The sequence below is a fragment of the Cellulomonas sp. GbtcB1 genome (genome assembly GCF_019091725.1).
Classification (GTDB): domain Bacteria; phylum Actinomycetota; class Actinomycetes; order Actinomycetales; family Cellulomonadaceae; genus Cellulomonas.
Map to the genome: position 1 here is coordinate 1 of NZ_JAGXJG010000577.1, position 235 is coordinate 235.

Genomic DNA, 235 nt, shown 5'->3' on the forward strand with positions numbered 1-235 from the left:
GGTGGCCACCCGGGCCCGGCTCGGCGCCGGCGCCGCCCACGCGGCGTAGTCGCCGTAGGCGGTGTGCAGCGTGTGCGCGTAGCGGGTGTCGACCCGCTGGATCGTCGGCCAGGGCAGCTCGATCGTCCGGGTGACGTTCCGGAGCTCGTCGCCCGCGGGGCTGACCAGCACGGCCGGGCGCCAGTAGGCCGCCCAGCCCCAGTGCACCACCAGCACCACCGGTGCCACGTAGGGC

1 protein-coding gene is annotated in these 235 nt (G+C 76.6%); it reads right to left on the reverse strand.

Annotated features, from left to right (window positions below; all coding sequences use genetic code 11):
- A partial coding sequence (locus tag KVT14_RS21435) for a PH domain-containing protein (protein WP_217617392.1) occupies positions 1-235 on the reverse strand: 235 nt, incomplete at both ends.